The 17,071-nt window shown below is 40.0% G+C and carries 14 protein-coding genes; 7 read left to right on the top strand and 7 right to left on the bottom strand.

Annotated elements, in window-relative coordinates; translation table 11 throughout:
• The 6 genes from PDL71_RS09215 to PDL71_RS09190 form a co-directional block, all read right to left on the bottom strand.
• Entirely contained in the window at positions 1–657 is a 657-nt protein-coding gene (locus tag PDL71_RS09215) for a head GIN domain-containing protein (protein WP_407520207.1), read from the bottom strand.
• Positions 658–797: 140 nt separating this feature from the next.
• Positions 798–2,102, bottom strand: coding sequence for a S41 family peptidase (locus tag PDL71_RS09210; RefSeq protein ID WP_407520205.1), 1,305 nt, complete (start codon positions 2,100–2,102; stop codon positions 798–800).
• Between the two features lie 117 nt (positions 2,103–2,219).
• The gene (locus PDL71_RS09205; protein WP_407520203.1) at positions 2,220–2,933 is read right to left on the bottom strand and encodes a hypothetical protein; all 714 of its coding nucleotides are present in this window, start codon (positions 2,931–2,933) and stop codon (positions 2,220–2,222) included.
• 134 nt (positions 2,934–3,067) lie between these two features.
• Positions 3,068–3,703 carry a response regulator gene (locus PDL71_RS09200; protein ID WP_407520201.1) on the bottom strand — a complete coding sequence of 212 codons (636 nt, stop codon included), beginning with the start codon at positions 3,701–3,703 and terminating at the stop codon, positions 3,068–3,070.
• Positions 3,704–3,770: 67 nt separating this feature from the next.
• On the bottom strand, positions 3,771–4,898 hold the full coding sequence (locus PDL71_RS09195) for an acyltransferase family protein (protein ID WP_407520199.1): 1,128 nt from the start codon (positions 4,896–4,898) through the stop codon (positions 3,771–3,773).
• Positions 4,899–4,904: 6 nt separating this feature from the next.
• Entirely contained in the window at positions 4,905–7,949 is a 3,045-nt protein-coding gene (locus tag PDL71_RS09190; protein ID WP_407520197.1) for a triple tyrosine motif-containing protein, read from the bottom strand.
• Positions 7,950–8,198: 249 nt separating this feature from the next.
• Here PDL71_RS09190 and PDL71_RS09185 point away from each other — a divergent pair, with 249 nt between their 5' ends.
• The 4 genes from PDL71_RS09185 to PDL71_RS09170 all read left to right on the top strand — a co-directional run bounded on the left by PDL71_RS09185 (position 8,199) and on the right by PDL71_RS09170 (position 12,603).
• Positions 8,199–8,765: a GIN domain-containing protein gene (locus PDL71_RS09185; RefSeq protein ID WP_407520195.1), complete on the top strand. Its 567-nt coding sequence runs from the start codon at positions 8,199–8,201 to the stop codon at positions 8,763–8,765.
• 193 nt (positions 8,766–8,958) lie between these two features.
• Positions 8,959–9,522 carry a GIN domain-containing protein gene (locus PDL71_RS09180; protein ID WP_407520193.1) on the top strand — a complete coding sequence of 188 codons (564 nt, stop codon included), beginning with the start codon at positions 8,959–8,961 and terminating at the stop codon, positions 9,520–9,522.
• A 177-nt stretch (positions 9,523–9,699) separates the two neighbouring features.
• Complete coding sequence (locus tag PDL71_RS09175) at positions 9,700–9,924, top strand: hypothetical protein (RefSeq protein ID WP_407520191.1); 225 nt, start codon at positions 9,700–9,702, stop codon at positions 9,922–9,924.
• Positions 9,925–10,074: 150 nt separating this feature from the next.
• Positions 10,075–12,603, top strand: coding sequence for a phosphoenolpyruvate carboxylase (locus tag PDL71_RS09170; protein ID WP_407520189.1), 2,529 nt, complete (start codon positions 10,075–10,077; stop codon positions 12,601–12,603).
• Between the two features lie 11 nt (positions 12,604–12,614).
• Here the strand turns inward: PDL71_RS09170 and PDL71_RS09165 are convergent, their stop codons facing one another.
• A complete protein-coding gene (locus tag PDL71_RS09165) occupies positions 12,615–13,607 on the bottom strand; it encodes a sodium:calcium antiporter (protein WP_407520187.1) in 993 nt (330 codons plus the stop codon).
• A gap of 576 nt (positions 13,608–14,183) precedes the next feature.
• Between PDL71_RS09165 and PDL71_RS09160 the strand changes: the two genes are divergently transcribed.
• The 3 genes from PDL71_RS09160 to PDL71_RS09150 all read left to right on the top strand — a co-directional run bounded on the left by PDL71_RS09160 (position 14,184) and on the right by PDL71_RS09150 (position 16,928).
• A complete protein-coding gene (locus tag PDL71_RS09160) occupies positions 14,184–15,059 on the top strand; it encodes a carbon-nitrogen hydrolase (RefSeq protein ID WP_407520185.1) in 876 nt (291 codons plus the stop codon).
• Positions 15,060–15,126: 67 nt separating this feature from the next.
• Positions 15,127–16,176, top strand: a complete 1,050-nt coding sequence (locus PDL71_RS09155; RefSeq protein ID WP_407520183.1) for an agmatine/peptidylarginine deiminase — start codon at positions 15,127–15,129, stop codon at positions 16,174–16,176.
• A 215-nt stretch (positions 16,177–16,391) separates the two neighbouring features.
• Positions 16,392–16,928: a hypothetical protein gene (locus PDL71_RS09150; protein WP_407520181.1), complete on the top strand. Its 537-nt coding sequence runs from the start codon at positions 16,392–16,394 to the stop codon at positions 16,926–16,928.
• Positions 16,929–17,071: the final 143 nt, after the last annotated feature.

Raw genomic sequence — 17,071 nt, 5'->3', positions numbered from 1 at the left:
TTATCGTTTAATAACCCGGCCGCTACCATTCTGTGTTGTTTCAAGTAGTGGGTTGCCCCAGTAATAAACATTGCCACTTCCAAATATTTTTGTAACCAGTCGTTCTGAAACTGAAATATAGGAATGACCGCTACCATAAATGTTTGCCAATGCATTTTTTACCTGCAGCCCTTGTGCTTCAATTTTTCCACTGCCATAAATATCCAGGGTGGCTAATTGATAATTTGAATTTTCTACCGTTACAGAACCACTTCCGTAAATGCCTGCTGTAAACTGTGTACCGGTAAGAAATCCTTTTACCTGGATATCACCACTTCCGTAAATACCTGTTTTCTCAATACGTGGGATAATAATTTCAAAACGAACATTCCCGTTACGAATCGTATTGTACTGTTTGTTGTATTTTAATTTCAGCACACCGTTATCTATTTCCGTTTCCAGTATGTTGAGCAGGTTTTCATAACCCGTTACTTTTACCTCCGCAATATTGCCATAAGTAATAACTGCATCGATATCATAATGCGCTTCTACTGAACTGAAAGCAGGGATAGAAAGGGTACGTGTAACAACCGGCCCGCTTCCCCTTATTGAATCCTTTTTACAGGAAACTACGGCTAACATTGCAAATGCGACAAAAAAGAATTGAAACTTTTTCATGAGATGTTTTATTTAATTTGAAATGATAAGGTTGACAAAGTTTTAATATATACTAAATTTATTTGACAGATGCTTGATAGTTCCATTTTTCAGTATGAGTTGGGCTTGCAAGTCGTATTAAAAACAGGGCTGCTTTTTTCCTATTTAATAATAATTACAGAATTCTCATACTCTCCCTCCTTCAACTTTTCCGGATTATTAGGATCAAGTATCCAGCGGCCGTCTAAAATAAACTTATATGTATGTTTACCCGGTTCTGCTTCTACATCGGTAATCCAGATCGTTCCTTTACGCTGCAACTTGTCTGTTTTTGGAGACCAGTTATTGAAAGAGCCGGCTACATACACTTCTTTTGCATCTTCAAATCCTGCTAATGCAAATGTGTGTTTCAAAAAAACCGGGGTTGATTTTTTTATTTCTTCTAATTGACTACTGATGTAACCTTTCCAGTTAGCATCATCCTTAAATTTTTTGACGAGGAATTCTAAAGCAGTCAATTGAGCTTTATGTAAGGCCCTGTTACTTTTGATTACTGTATCAGGCTGTACTCCTACACCTTCCCAGTTTGTATTAGTAACCGGATTGATAGATCGACCAAGAGGTACAAACATATTAAAGTGATCGCTAACCCTGATGGTACCACCACCATTGGCCCCGCCACCGGTTGACTCTCCAATAAGTGTGGCACGTTTCAGGTTTTTAAAGTTATAAGCCAGTTCCTCAGCTCCTGAAAATGTTTTTCCACTGGTTAATATATAAACAGGCTTTTTGAGATATTTTTTACCGGGCACCATACTATAAGTCCATGCCTGTATGGTACGGTTACCTTTACGCCAATAATAATCATTTAAGTGAACAGGTTTTTCAAAAAAGTAACTGGAAAGAAAAGGAATCACTTCGGTTGACATAGCCCCCTGGCTATTTCGCAAATCAATAATCAAAGCATCTGTATGCTCCAAATAATTCATCATGGCAGTATATGTTTCCCCGGCAAATTCAGGATCACAGAACCATTTAAAATCTACATACCCAATATTCCCTGGTAATACTTTTAAAGAAGTAATACCATAGTTTTCTGCCAAAAGCCATTGTGTATAACCTTTTCTGTCCTCGGGAGAAAGCTCTAAAGGATCCGTTACCTGGGGCGGCAAAACATCATCAAAATAATGCAGCCGCAAATGCCTGTCATTACCTACACGCTTTAAATCAGCACTTACAAATTCTGCAAATACAGCACCGGAGTTGATTGTATCATAGGCTTTGTTCTTTAATTGTGTACGCAGGTAAACACCCAGTTGCTTAGCTGTTTCAGGAAAAACATAATTTCGTTCAAGAACAGCACTAATACTATCAATGGTTTCTGCCTTTTGTTTGAAAGTAAACTGGGCACTTGCGGATGCAGTCAATAATAATAGCAGTGCTGATAAAGTAATGAGTTGTTTCATGATAAGGTTTTGATACTACAAACATCACTATCAACAGAAAACAAAACAACCACATAATCATGTGAAATAAGAAGCCGCCTTATTGATGCAGGCGGCTGAATTTAATTCCTTAAGGTATTATTGATTCATTTGTTGCTGCCAAACCAACTTTCCATTACTATCAAAATATTTAACCCCTGTAAATATTTCTTTATTTTGAAACCATTGCCCGTCTTTTTTAGACATGCCAATTAAAAGCCTTCCGTTTTCACCGCCAATTACCAATCCTTTGGTGCCATCTTCAAGAGCAATGATATGTACTGCTTCACCATCCTTATCATCAACTCCCATCACTGACCTTGCTTTTCCATCTTTTGTTGTATTTACACCTGCACCACCGAGTTCCCATCCTTCTTTATCATTCCATAATATACCGGCGCTTTGAAACATCCGTTTCCCGGTATTGGGATCTGCCAGTTTATCGCCTAACAGTACACGATCGAATCCCTTTTCATTCATTACAACAATTCCTTCAGCGCCATTGTAATAATCCTTATACCATTTCATGTACTGATCTGCCTGTTCCTCAAAACGGGGCGCCCAATATTTACGCACAAGATTGGTATCCGTTCTTACACGATGTTTTGAAAAAGGGATGGGCGAACCTATTAAAATACGGTCACGGCCTGCACTGTCTTCTATTACAATTCCTTTGGCACGGAGAATCCCAAATTTTTGCTCCGGTCTTGTGAATGAAGAAATAAAAAATGCAAGGATGACGCCGGATGAAATAAAAACATACCAACGCATCCAATTGATTTGGTTTTTTAACTGCTGTAACTCTGTATCCATTGTATATTTTTTTTGAAATAAAACGTTTACCACATGAAATAGTTACACATCCAAAACAATTCTTGTGTTACTCAAAGAGAAGATGTATTGAATAGCCTACTATGAAATACAGGACAAGCTTCTTGTGTAAAGTCTTACACAAGTCTATCCTTAAAAGCCTTGGCTACTGCTTCAGATTTGGAATTCACATGCAGTTTTTCGTAAATCTTTTTAATATGGCTGCGAACAGTATCAATAGAAATAAACATTTCAGAAGCAATCATTTTATAACTGTAGCCATCAACCAGCAGTTGCAGCACCTGCTTTTCACGATCACTCAGGTTATAATCTTCATTTTGCTTGCTCATTTCAATTTGAGAGAACATTTTTAAAACCTGTGTAGCTATACTGGCAGTCATTGGCGCACCACCGCTTGCAGCTTCCTGGATGTATTCCAGCAATTTGGAAGGAGGTGTTTTTTTAAGCACATAGCCATTTGCCCCGCCTTTAATAGCCTCAAATACATTTTTATTGTCGTCAAAAACGGTAAGCATCAGGATTTTCACGTCGTGATTTACCGAACGTATTAATTTTAAACCTTCAATACCATTGGTGCCGGGCATATCAATATCCATCAGAATGACATCGGGCTTCCATGCATCCACTTCATCTTTTACATTGTCACAATTTTTATAGGCCGCCTGCACACAAAAACCATCACTGCCATCAATTAACATGGTTAAACCTTCACGCAACTGCGGATTATCTTCATACAACAGCACTTTTATCATGGGTTATTATTTTTATGTAAAATTAATATTTGACAATTCCCTCCCAATCACATATTTATGTGTTTGTTTAAAACCCCCTGCCCCCGGTTAGGACTGAATACAACTTAGGCGCTAACCTCCTTACTGCTCCGGCCGTCCAAATACAAACTAAAAGTACAAGAAAGGGTACCAGCAGGTATAAAATGAGACGGTGAAATGGCAGGAAGCTGAAAGTAAGCATGGCCCAGGTCATTACATATGGCAACAACGGCACATGCATACCAAAAATAAAAAATGAAAACCCACTCACATTATGAAACCATTCTTTGTTCATGATTCTATTGATAACCCTGTCTGCACCAAACCACATTGATAAGATGCCGGCAATAATGGAAAACTGATATAACACTGTTAATATAACTGCAGTTGAGGTGGGCGTTTTTGCCGTTCTGAAATCAAATGGCTCCAGTTCAAAAGCCATAAAGGTTTTTATAACAGATAATCCAATGAAGGTTATTAAACACAATCCAAGACTAAACCATTTAGGCTGTACTTCAACAGAAAAATTCTTCTTTTGAATCCATACACCGGCTGAAAAAAAGAATAAGCCCCTTGAATCAATAAAGGGAAGATTAAATATGAAGAAAAAATAGAAGAATGCCAGCGGCAACCATATATAGGGAATCTTAACAACCAACCAACGGATGCCGGGGTAAATAAGATTAAACACAAATAGTGTAGTGAGAAACCAAAGTTGGTAAGCAATAGGAGCAGTAAGCCATCGCTTAATGATTCCAACCCAACCTATTTCAGTATAGGGTCGGTTATCACCTAATTGATCAAGATTTGCTTTTACGAGAATATTTGCTGTATAAGGAATCTGCTGCAGCAAAAAGGTCATCAGCAATCCAAAAGCGCTCCAGATTAAAAAAGGTATTATCAAAGTTCTGAATCTGCCTTTTACCTGCTGACTGTAAGGGCGATGATCATACAAAGCATACAGGTAGCCCGAAATAAGAAAAAGCATTGGAATACGAAACCGGAGCAATCCATTTGCAAATAGATATTCAAAAAAAGCAGTAAAGGTTAATGGCTCATCAACAGTACTGAAAGGGTTGAGATAGGTATCACGCAGGTTATACCCATGCACATAAGCCAGCAGTGCAATACACACAAACGTAAAAAAGCGGAACTTCTGGCTGAGCGAACGGGTCATAATGAATTAGTTTAAAGGAACAGTAAGTGTTACGGTGGTTCCTTCACCGGGCAGGGATTGAATCTGGATCTTACCCCTTAGTGCATCTGCTCTTTTTTGCATATTACCAAGACCATTGCCTCCATCTGCTGCCTTCACATCAAATCCAATTCCATTATCTTTTACCTGCAAAATGAGTTTATGATGATCTACATTTATTTCAACCACCGCCCTGTCGCACTTTGAATATTTAGCTGCATTATTAACAGCTTCTTTAAAAACCAGGAAGAAATCCCGGCGGGCTTCCATGTTTATGTTTACATTATTCACTGCTTCTTCAGCTATAAATTCCAGCTCAATATCTTTTGCTTCAAAAACATTGGTGGCAAACTCCCGCATACGGCCTACTACTTTATGCATACTGTCATTTGCCGGTTTTATAGCCCATACAATATCATCCATCGCTTCCATCATACGTTGTGAGTTATCGCTGATTTTGTTGATGTACTCACCGGTTTTCTGAACATCGGTATTGAGTTTGGCTTTCGCCATTGAGCTGAGAATGTTAATGGTGCTGAGCGTGCTTCCCATATCATCATGCAGATCTCTTGCTACCCTGTTCCGGATTTTTTCTACTGCCAGTATGCGTTTGATCCGAAGGCGGTGCATAGAATAAGCTATAATAGCCACAATGGTGAGCAAGGTTGAAACAAACCAGGCAGTTCTCCAGAAAGGCGGTTGAATATGGATGGAAATAGAGGCAATGTTTTTAGAACGAACCCCATCAATATTTTCGCAATACACTTCAAAAGTATATTTTCCCGGGGGTAGTAATGTAAAACTTACTGAGCCCGCACCATCTGCTTTTATCCAATCATCACTGATGCCTTTCATCCGGTAATAGTAAACAAGTTTTTCCCGTTGCAGGTAACTGAGCGAGCTGAAATTGATGGTGAATGAATTCTGATCGTTTTTCAACCGCATATAAGGTTGTTCCAATAAAGAATCAACCGGAAGATACCTGTTAAACAATTTAAAATCAGTAATAAGAACATCCGGAGGCCGGTTATCTATTTCATCAGTACCACCCTTGAACACGAGCAGGTTAGCACCACCGGCAAACATTAAATGATTATCAGCACTCAGATAATCTGCCTCACGTGTAATTCTTGCAACTGTTACCGCATCTTTTCTGCCATAAGGAGTAATGCGGTGATTCACCGGGTTATAACGGCAAAGACCATTGGCAGTAATCATCCACATATAACCCATATGATCTCTCCGTATGCGCATTAATGTATTTCCGGGCAAACCATCTTCAACCGTTAACCATTTTACCTTGCCGGTTTTTTTATAAATAAAATTCATGGCACCGGCTGCACAAATAATGACACTGTCGTTTAACTGCTCAATATCAAAAGCATTATTCTGAAAAAGATGATCACCATCTTCATTACCGGCTGCATAGTGATGCAGGATTTTCTCTCCCGTTTCATTTAAACAATACAAGCCGTCTCCTTCCAGTGCTACCCATATTAACCCCTGCTTATCAATAAAAACTTTACGAACAATAGTATTGAATTTCTGAACGGTTGTAAACGTAGCCCCATCATGTTTTATCAGGTGGCCACGTTGTGTACCAATCCACAAACTGTTTCCTGTGCCCGCAGTAATAAAACGAATGGTGGCATTTTCAGCTTCACTGAGTTGATGAAACGTGGAGGTTCTGGTGGCAGGATTATGGAGAATATAATTACCCGCCTGGCAACCGATCCAGATTAAACCATTTGCCTGCTGATGCAAAGTCCAGGTTTGACGGTACTGGTTATTACGGATTCTGTTAAAATCAGGAATGCGGGAATAGATCCCAGCTTCATATCGCTGAAATTTACGGTCCAATGTAAGCACACCATTGCCCCATGAGGATAACCAGTATTCACCTGTTTGCAATTGAAGAATATCAGTGATTTCATAAGCTGCCCCTTCTTTGGGAGAAAGAAAATAATTTTTAACATCCCAGCTGCGTCCTCCGCTGTTAAGAAAATACAAACCGTTATCTGTAGCTAACCATATGCCGCCATCACGGTCTTCCATCATTTGATAAACAGTACCGTATTGTATAAAGTCAACCTGGCGGTTGCTTCCTTTGGAAAAGAAGAACCGGTTCAAATCATTATCATAAGTGTATAGTGAGTTGGGGCCGTATAACCAAAGTTCCTTTCTTCTTGATTCAAAGAAGTGCCTGAGTTCCTGGTAACCGTCGTTTTCTGACAAACCGGCCGTATCTTTTAACATTGCGCCATCTTCTGAATAACACAGACGGTGATGTGCTGTATCCCAATGAAAAATCCAGTACCTGCGCTTGCTGTCAATATAAATTTCGGATGTAGACGGGTTTTGGGCGTAACGTTCAAGAATGGGATGCCGAATGGGGTTAAACTTTTGTGTATAGGTTTTGCCGGTTGCCACATCATACATAGCTAATCCACTATCTGCACAAGGAAACCAAAAACGATGGGTAACTGTATCTTCATACAAATGGGCAGTTGGCTTCCACCCTTCAGGCAAATGAAAACCGTCAAAATCAATAAATGCATCCTTTTGAGCATTGTACTTTAAGATGCCATACAGCCATACTGATAAATAAACCCCTCCTTTACTGTCCTTCCACAATTTCACTTCTCTTCGTAAGGGTAAAGGTCGTGCAGGCAGAATGTTCACTTTTCTGTATTGAAAATTAACCGTGTTAAACACCCCAACTTCGCCACGGTTCTGGAAATGAAGCCAGAGTTGATTTTTCTGAACACTTATAATTTTTACAAGGTCACTTACAGGTAAATCACCCTTGTCACTGGCTGATGAAAAACTTGTAAACCTGGCGCCATCAAAACGTTGTAATCCGTTAGAGGTACCAATCCAGATAAATCCTTTTTCATCCTGGTAGGTGGTGTACACCACATCTGAGTTAAGGCCAACACCATCCTCTGAAGCGATATGATTAAATGCAAAAGCCGTTTGCGATTCTGCATTTAAACAGCAAAACAAAACAGCGATGGTTAACAGGTATCTCATGTGTTAAACAAATCTAAACATCGTATTTGAAAAACAGGAAAGATGTTTGCAAAACCACATATTTATGTGATGGGGTTTGATGCAACATCCGTTTAACGCCGCATTTTACCGTTTACATGACTCAACCACTAAAAGCGGTGATGCAATTTCACACATTCATGCGATTGTTTTGCACCGGAAACGAAAGCATCTTTGTACTGTTAAACAAATCATCAAACAGGGAGGTTAACTCCCGCAAACCTTATCACAATGAAAAAATTATTCATCCTTGCAGTTAGCTTGATTGCTCTTACTGCCAACACAATTGCCGGTACCGACAATAAAATAATCTCCACTGTTCTTGCTAAAGGCGTGGTGTATGAAATGATTGTTGTAAATAACGACATTGATGTAGTACTTACCGAATCACCCGTTAATGAAATTATGGTTACCGGCGAAGAAGAAAGTGTAAGCCTTGTAAAACACCATGTAAAAAGAGGCGTACTTACCATCAGCAGCAAAATGGGCTCGCTGAAAGGTAAAGCCACTGTTTATATTTCTGTTTCCGGTCTTAAGAAACTGGAAGTGAACGGCAAATCAAAGATTGTATCACAAGGCAGCTTAAACAGCAAAAACCTGAAAGTAATTGTTAACGGCGAAGCAAAATTTGATTTAAAAAATAATGGTCAAATCATTTTTGAATCCGATGAAGATATTGATCTGAATTTTGAAAAGTGGATTGGAGAACAACCCCAGCCTGCTGCCATCATTGACAGCAGTTCCCTGAATAACGCCGACGCAGCTATGGATTCTTTAATGATACACCCGCAAGCCTGAGCACCTTATCAGTTATCCTTGAAAAAATCGGCCGGTCCTGCAAGACCGGCTTTTTTATTTTTCAACCAATACGGCAAAATCAACCATTGACATAACAACAATAACAATTCACATACTTATGCGATTGTACACCGGCCAACGGCACAATATCTTTGCATCATAAAACAACACTCAAACAAAAACCTTATCAGTCATGAAACAATTAATCATCATAGCAGTTAGTCTGCTCAGCTTCAACATAACAGCCGGTGCCGGCAGTGTTGACAATTGTATGTACAGGCACATTATTAAAGCAAAACACAGCTTTCAAAGCATCGTTATCAATAATGATATTGATGTGGTACTTACAGAGTGCCCGGATGCAGAAATTTATGTTGCAGGTGATAAAAAAGACATCGCAGCGGTATCCTACTTTGTTAAAAAAGGAATTCTTTACATTCAAAGTAAAAGCGGCTCCCTTAAAGGAAAAGTAACCGTACATGTTCCTGTAAGCCATTTACAACTGGTTGAAATTAACGGCAACTCCACCGTAACCAGCAATGGTACACTCAGCAGCCGTTTACTGAAAGTTGTAGTTAACGGGGAAGCAAAATTTGACATCAGAAGCTTTGGAAAAATCCTCGTAGAAGCTGACGAAAGTATTGATGTAAACTTTGAAGAGCAAAACAAACAGCATGTGCTTCCATTACATATTGACAGCGCTTCACTCCACGAAGCAGATCTGCAGATGGATGCAATGCTCCGGAAAAACATTTAACAGCAAGCAGGAAACAGATCACCTTTCATTCTCAGAAAACCGGCTCCGTAAAGCCGGTTTTTGCATTTCAATTCATCCGCTTTTATACACCATTCAATAAATAAAAAAAGCAATTCACATAGTTATGTGATTGCAGCAGGAAATGCAGGTTTTATCTTTACATCATAATTAAAAACAATGAAAGTACTGGCATTATCACTCACATTTACTGCGCTGTTTACCATCGCTTATAAGGATGCAGCTGTGGCAATGCCTTGCTATAAAACTTATAAAATTGTTGGAGGCAGCAGCAAGAACATACAGCAAAAACAAGTTGCAGCCACCAGGCAGAGTAAAAACGAAATGCAGCAAACAACAGCAGAAATTTTCGATTCAATGATGTACCCTTTAATGGCTTTGTAAATTCATCATTAATCATAAACTCCTTATCATTCTTCTATAATTTCTCTCTCTTAAAATGGCAACAACAGGCCGCCCCGTAAGGCGGCTTTTCTTTTTTTACTTATCTTTCAGCCTCTTTAACGGTTGCCTGCTACAAACATTTATTAGTTTATGCCCACATCAGCAGGTTTTAAGCAATTCAACGATCTGGTTGGACTCAAATTCCAACTGTATAACAGTTTATTTACATCACTCCCCTTTCATCGTATTGAAAAAACGGGGATACTGTTGTCGCTTCTTTTAAATAACTGTGAGGAAGGCTTCCGTAAAAAACAAAGCCCCTCACAAATCATTGACGATTTTTTTTCAAAACATACAGAGTACATCCGTGAAGAGGAAAAGCTGGACCTGCTTTTTAGATTTGTTCAATATGTAGAACGGCAGGTTGTATTGTTTGATGCTTTAGAAGATGCTGCTTTTACACAGGTGAATGATATGCAGGGCAGCGGCACTTTAAAACAACTTTCAGTAGAGCTGCAGAAAAACAACTTTGATAAAGACATGCTGGAAAAACTCCGTCAGTTCTGCATACGCATTGTACTCACGGCTCATCCCACACAATTTTACCCCGGCAGTGTACTGGGCATCATCAACGATCTTGCTAAAGCAATTGCTGATGATAATATCACAGCCATTAATCAGTACCTGCAGCAGTTGGGTAAAACGCCTTTTCTTAAAAAACAAAAGCCCACACCTTATGATGAAGCCATCAGCCTCATCTGGTATCTTGAAAATGTATTTTATGCTGCCACAGGAAGGGTGATCAGCTATCTCAAAAAAAATAATGAAGAACTGCTCAACCATCATCCCGTAGTACAATTAGGTTTCTGGCCGGGCGGAGATAAAGATGGTAACCCGTTTGTAACAAGCAGTATAACCTTAAGTGTGGCCGATGCACTCCGCAGTTCCATCATCAAGTGTTATTACATGGATGTGCGCAGGCTCAAACGCCGGTTAACATTTGAAGGAGTGGAACAGCCATTGGTTGAACTGGAAAAGAAATTATACAACAACATCTTTATTCCGGGACAACGCACCGGTTTAACCAAAGAAGAAATTATAGAAACACTGCAACAGATACGCCAAACCATCATTTACCATCACAATAGCTTGTTTGTACATCTTGTAGAAAGCTTAATAACCAAAGTAGAAACCTTTGGTTTACATTTTGCCACATTAGATGTAAGACAGGAAAGCAGTGTACACGGAAAGGTTTTACATGCACTCCTTAACAAAGGGCATCAACTGCAACTACTCAAAACAGAAGACTATCTTAAAACAGAAGCAGCAGAAGATGCAACGGTAAAAGATACGTTAGATACCATTGCTGCCATCAAAACCATTCAGCAGCACAACGGTGAGCAGGGTTGCCATCGGTACATCATCAGTCAATGCCAGACGGCTGAAAATGTATTGGAAGTAATGGAACTGTTTCTGCAAAGCGGATGGAACAAAGACGAACTGAATATTGATATTGTTCCGCTGTTTGAAACAATTGACGATTTACGCAATGCAGGCAAAGTGATGCATGCATTATATACACATCCTGCGTATCGCTCCCACCTGCTTAAAAGAAAAAACAAGCAAACGATCATGCTCGGCTTTAGTGATGGCACAAAAGATGGTGGTTATCTCATGGCCAACTGGAGTATTTATAAAGCCAAAGAAGAGCTCAGTGCAGTGGCAGAGCAATACAATATTGAAGTGGTGTTTTTTGACGGCCGTGGTGGCCCTCCTTCCCGTGGCGGTGGTAAAACGCATAAGTTTTATGCAAGTATGGGCCGTAACATCAGCGGTAACGAAATTCAATTAACCGTACAGGGACAAACGGTGAGCAGCAACTACGGCACTATAGATGCGGCGCAGTACAATATGGAGCAATTGATTAATGCAGGCATCACCAATCAATTATACAACAGTCATAAAACCATTCTTACTGAAGCGGAAGAAAAACTGCTTTATCAATTAGCAAGTGTGAGCTATGATAAATATGCCGCTTTAAAAAATCATCCCGGCTTTATGGACTATCTCAGTCATGTAAGTCCTTTGCGTTATTACAGCGATACCAATATCGGTTCCAGGCCCGCTAAACGAAGCAGCGGCTCCAGGTTAACATTAAAAGACCTGCGTGCCATTCCTTATGTGGGCAGTTGGGCACAACTCAAACAAAACGTTACGGGTTATTATGGCGTGGGCACAGCACTTAAAGCCATGCAGGAGCAGGGATATTGGCCCGAGTTACAAAAACTGTATAAGGAAAGTCTGTTCATACGCACCTTGCTGGGCAATTGCGAAATGTCGCTCAAAAAATGTTTCTTTCCGCTTACGGCCCATTTAATGAACCATCCGCAGCATGGTGAAATCTGGAACATGATTCATGATGAGTATCAACTCACCCGGCAAATGGTATTGCAACTGAGCGGACATACAGAACTGATGGAAGAATATCCTGTAGAACAACTTTCCGTACAAATGCGGGAACGGATTGTATTACCACTGCTCACCATACAGCAGTATGCCATTGCTACACTGCGGCAAATGCAGGAGCAACTCATTAACTCACCACAGCAGCAGGTGTATGAAAAATTAATCATGCGTTGCAGCTTTGGAATTATTAATGCAGCAAGAAACTCGGCGTAGGGATAAACCAATTATAAAAAAGAAAGTAACAGCAGATTGAGCATATAAATGATAAAAATCAAAAAAGCATCCCAGGCAAGTAAAAAGCGTTTTCCCCTGGCCTTATAGCTCAACCCGATGATAACAACTGCCGTCATGAGTATAACACTAAAGGCAGATACAAGGTGAATATCTGAGGCATCTTTTAACAACAAACCCTTGGTATAAAACAAATCATCGACTGCCAGGATAAACACATTAAATATGTTACTACCTAGCAGATTGCCTACCGCCATATCAATAGAGCCGGAACGGACTGCAGCAATAGAAACTGCCACTTCAGGTAAAGATGTGGACAGCGCCAGAAAAAAAGTTCCTACAAAGGATGCTTTTAATCCACTCATTTCTGCAATATGCTCTGCAAAGTAGGGCAAAGCCAAAGCTGCAGCAATGATAACCAAAGCAAGAAACAGGTAACGTGCAACTACAGCACGAAGGGTTAATGAACTTTTAACAAAATGCATACTCTGTACAGAATCTGACAGATGATGCTGTTCATTTTTGTAAATGATTCTTACAGACGCAAAATATACAAGGATGAAAACAATACTTGAAAAACCAATCCACGGCGCAAGATAGATATCGTCCGGAAGAAACAGCGCTAAGCCTGCAAGTGCAATTAACACAATTCCTAATGCTGCATTAAGCATATGTGTAGGTGATGCAACACCGGAAAGTGATTTTTTTCCGGGAATAAATGCATCCAGCATAGCCAGAATGCCCAAATTAAATGCACAACTTCCAAAAACATCACCTGCTGCCAGATCCGGAGATTGAACAATTGCAGACGAACTGATTCCAACCATAAGTTCCGGCAAGGATGTTACAGAAGCCATTAATATCAAACCGATCCATCCTTTACTAAGCCCGGTTTTTTCAGCCAGTACATCCCCATAAAAAGTAAGTCTTTTACCGGCTAAAAAAATAACGATAGCACAGAGAATAAAACCAGATACCATCAACATAATGCAGCTGTTTACTTTAAAGATAGCATATGGCTGCTAAAGACGATCATCTAATAATTTATCAATGATTACAACTCAACGAGCCCATCGCCATGGTTCGTGTCCCCACGAACTACCTCTCACTTTAAGTAAACAAGTTAATTAAACTCATTCTCTCTTATCCTTCCGGGATTTTTCACTCCGCCGTTACAGCAAACTCTTTGAAAGAGAACTATGGCTTCGTTCAAAATGACGGCTGGGCATTATGAAAAGCTCCTGCGCATAGGATTCTTCACACTTTCACTTTCGATACCTCTCAAATAACCAGAGTGTCGTCATATCGAGGAAGGAGACATCTCATAAATTTAGGAATGGCCAAGTTTTATAAAAATTATAAAAACCGCATTTCATCATACTGTGGCACATAAGATGCACAAAAAAATTCATCTGCAATTCATCACAGTAGTACAAAAGCCCTATCAAGGCTCAATCCGAAAACCTGGCTGTATATTGGTTTTCGGGGCCCTTTTTGGTTACTTTTTTGGCAAACAAAAAGTGACAACAAGAAAACTTATTTTTGCCCCTCAATTTTCACCCATGAGTAAAGTTAAAGTAGGCCTGGTGCAAATGAGTTGTACCGCTAATAAAGAAGAGAACCTGCAAAAAGCAATTACAAAAACAAGAGAAGCAGCAGCTAAAGGTGCACAGATCGTTTGCCTGCAGGAACTCTTTACTTCGCTCTATTTCTGCGATGAAGAGAATTATGACAACTTTCTGCTGGCAGAAGCCATCCCCGGTCCAAGTACAGATGCATTAAGTGTAGTTGCCAAAGAACTCGGCGTGGTAATCATTGCTTCCCTGTTTGAAAAACGTACACAGGGTTTATACCACAATACCACCGCTGTGCTGGATGCTGATGGAACCTATCTCGGCAAATACCGCAAAATGCATATTCCGGATGACCCGGCGTACTACGAAAAATTTTACTTTACACCCGGTGATTTGGGATACAAAGTATTCAAAACAAAATTTGCAACCATCGGCATTTTAATTTGCTGGGATCAATGGTATCCTGAAGCGGCACGCATTACTTCACTCATGGGTGCGGAGATTTTATTTTATCCCACCGCCATCGGCTGGGCTACATCGCAGGATGAAGCAACCAATACAGAGCAATACAATGCCTGGCAAACCATTCAACGCAGTCATGCCGTAGCTAACGGTGTGCATGTGGTAAGTGTAAACCGTGTGGGCCTTGAACAAAACGGTGCTATGAAATTCTGGGGTGGCTCGTTTGTAAGTAATCCCTTCGGCACATTACTTTATAAAGGTTCACATGATGCAGAAGAAGTGCATGTAGAAGAACTGGATCTTACCAAAAGCGACCGCTATCGTACACACTGGCCGTTTTTGAGAGACAGAAGAATTGATTCCTATCAACCCATTACCAAACGATTTATTGATGAAGATTGAAATGTTCATGGTTGATAGCAATACCATCAATCATCACCAATAAACTATGAACCATGAACTATTCACTATGAACTCAAAACTTACTCCCAAACAATCAGGCTACTATTTCCCCGCTGAATTTGCACCGCATGTTGCCACCTGGCTCAGCTGGCCGCACAAAGAAGCAAGCTGGCCGGGAAAGATTCATACCATTTTTCCTTACTATGCTCAGTTTGTAAAAGAATTAACCAAAGGAGAACTGGTGCGTATTAATGTGGCGGATGAAGCCATGAAACAATTTGCATTGACACATCTGCAAAAAGCAGAAGTGGATCTGAGTAAGGTTGAATTCTTTTTTCATCCCACCAACGATGCCTGGTGTCGTGATCATGGACCTGCATTTCTGATTAACCCCAATGCGGAGCAAAAGAAAGTAATTGTGGATTGGGGTTACAATGCATGGGGCGGCAAGTATCCACCTTTTGATCTGGACGATGTGATTCCTACATTGATTGGTAAGCATTACAACATTCCAGTGTACCATCCCGGCATTGTAATGGAAGGTGGCTCGGTGGAGTTTAACGGAAAGGGAACTTTAATGACTTCAACAGCCTGTTTGTTAAACCCCAACCGCAATCCACACTTGAATCAATCGCAGATAGAAGAATACCTGATGAACTATTACGGAGTGGAGCAAATTTTATGGATTGATGAAGGCATCGTAGGAGATGATACTGACGGACATATTGACGATACCGTTCGTTTTGTAAACGAAGACACCGTATTAACAGTGATTGAAGAAAATAAAAATGATGAGAATTACGAGTTGCTTCAACACAATTTAAAGCAGTTGAAAGAAATGCGCCTCAGCAACGGCAAACAATTGAATATTTTTGAATTACCAATGCCGGATGAATTAGTATATGAAGACCAGCGCCTCCCCTGCTCTTATGCTAATTTTTACATTGCCAATCAATCTGTGATCGTTCCAACCTTCCGTTGCGACAAAGACGATAAAGCTTTACAAATCATTCAGCAATGTTTTCCTGAACGGGAAGTGGTGGGTATTGACTCCACTGAAATCATTTGGGGATTGGGTAGTTTTCATTGCTTAAGCCAGCAGGAGCCGATGGTGTGAGCAAATGGAATTGTGATGGAATATAAAGACGAAGTTTGGCGATTTTTTGGGGAAAGGCGACATGAAAAGCAAAAGCGACATGTCGCCTTTTGTAACATTACAATCTGAAAAGGCGACATGACATAACATGAGAATCAATGATTTGTAAAATTTGGAAATGTAGGGAGTGGCGCATAATTTAGTGTTGGTGGCAATGCTGTTTGACACACCCTAATATGGCTAAACTTATTCTGACAGTATTTATATCTTTATTTTTGACACAGGTTTTTGGACAGCTTAAACCAAAAGGAACATTCATTGGAGCAGTACCTATGACCCACTGTTGTAGTCCGGACAAACCGCAATATAAATGGTATCATTTATCAGAGTTGACATTTAAGGGCGACAGTGTTTACTTAGAGCAATCACCTATTGCCATATACAAAAACGACACAATATTTTCAGCATCAGATGGTGGCTTTTATTCTTACGCTGGGAAACTCAGAATTTATAAAGGACACACATTTGCAGACTTGACACTTTTATCGTGTGACTACTGCCCAAATCAATTTATAAAATTCATTCCTCCTAAACTTGTGAAAGACCCCGACTCAACACAAACGAATTTTTCTGACACAGTGACGACCATAGTTGAGCCGCCAATGATTGAAAATACCTACATAAAATATAAAGCTATGTTGCTTGAGAAAACACAAAGCCCAAGCACACTATTACTTAACGGAATACTTTATAGACGTCTAAAGAAGCAATAGCACATGCCACCAACAAATGCATTTGTGTTATGTCGGCGGACTGATAACGCCGCTTCAACTGTGTGCTACTATCAGCTTCTGCCCCAGTCCGACGTTATAAATTGAGCGATTGAATAAACAATGAACTTTTGTATTTTACATCA

It is taken from the genome of Lacibacter sp. MH-610 (assembly GCF_045780045.1).
Taxonomy (GTDB): Bacteria; Bacteroidota; Bacteroidia; order Chitinophagales; family Chitinophagaceae; genus Lacibacter.
This window is presented reverse-complemented; position numbering and strand designations above follow the sequence as displayed.